The sequence below is a fragment of the Streptomyces sp. NPDC007901 genome (assembly GCF_042959465.1).
GTDB lineage: Bacteria > Actinomycetota > Actinomycetes > Streptomycetales > Streptomycetaceae > Streptomyces.
Map to the genome: position 1 here is coordinate 1 of NZ_JBIBKW010000103.1, position 1469 is coordinate 1469.

Here is a 1469-nt window from a genome sequence, read left to right on the forward strand (position 1 = left end):
GGCGGTGGTGGGTTTGGTGGGTTGCGTGGTGTGGTGACGGTTGCGGCTGATGTGTTCGGGGTGGGGAGTGCGGGGGTGTTGGCTGGTCGTTTGGTGCGGGTGTTGGGGTTGGTGGCGGGGGATCCGGGGTTGCGGGTGGGTGAGGTGTGTGTGCTGGAGGAGGGGGAGCGTCGTCGGGTGGTGGAGGAGTGGAATGAGACGGGGGTGGGGGTTTCGGGGTTGTTGGTTGCGGAGTTGTTCGCGGAGCGGGTGGTGGGGGCGCCGGAGTCGGTGGCGGTGGTGTGTGGGGATGTCGAGGTGTCGTATGGGGAGTTGGATGCGCGGGCGAATCGGCTGGCGTGGTGTTTGCGGGGGATGGGGGTGGGGGCGGAGACGGTGGTGGGTCTGTGTCTGCCTGCTGGGGTGGATGTGGTGGTGGCGGTGTTGGCGGTGTGGAAGGCGGGGGGTGCTTACCTTCCGTTGGATCCGGACTATCCCGCGGAACGCATTGCCTTCATGCTCGCCGATGCCCGGGTACCGGTCGTACTCGGAACGTCGGACGTGTTGGACGACCTGCCGGCCGGACACGTCCGGATGATCGCGCTCGACGACCCGATGACGCAGGCGATGCTCTCGGCGTCCCCTGCCACCGACCCGGGTGTCCCGGTTCCGGCCGGTGGTTTGGCGTATGTGGTGTATACGTCGGGGTCGACGGGGGTGCCGAAGGGTGTGCAGGTGACCCATGGGGGGTTGGCGGGTTATGTGTCGGTGGTGGGTGGTCGGTTGGGGTTGGGGGAGGTGGGGGGCCGGTATCTGTTGTTGCAGCCGGTGGTGACGGACTTTGTGAATACGGTGTTGTTCTCGGCGTTGGTGTCGGGTGGTGTGGTGTATGTGCTGGATCGGGATGCGTGTATGGATCCGGTGGTGGTGGCGGGGTGTGTGGAGGGTTGGGGGATTGATGTGCTGAAGGTGACGCCGTCGCATTTGGGGGCGTTGGCGGAGGGTGTGGGGTTGGGGCGGTTGGTTCCGCGTCGGGTGTTGGTTCTGGGTGGGGAGGCGTCGTCGGCGCGGTGGGTGGGGGAGGTGTTGGCGGCTGCGGGTGAGCGGGTGGTGGTGGCGAATCATTACGGTCCGACGGAGACCACGGTCGGGGTTGCGGCGGTGGTGTTGTCGGAGGGGTTGGTGGGTGAGGGGGTGCCGGTCGGGGCGCCGTTGGGGAATGTGCGGGCGTATGTGCTGGATGAGTTTTTGCAGCCGGTGCCGGTGGGTGTGGTGGGTGAGTTGTATGTCGGTGGGGTGCAGGTGGCGCGGGGGTATGTGGGTCGGGCGGGGTTGACGGCGGGCCGGTTCGTGGCGGATCCGTTCGCGGTGGATGGTTCGCGTCTGTATCGGACGGGGGATGTGGTGCGGTGGCGTGGGGATGGTTTGTTGCAGTTTGTGGGGCGTGTGGATGATCAGGTGAAGATCCGTGGGTTCCGGGTCGAGCCGGG

General features: G+C 66.8%; 1 protein-coding gene. It reads left to right on the forward strand.

The genetic code is table 11. From position 1 onward, the window contains the following. Positions 1–1469, forward strand: a 1469-nt coding sequence (locus ACFZDK_RS55840) for an amino acid adenylation domain-containing protein (protein WP_390987122.1), incomplete at both ends; no start/stop codon positions are given.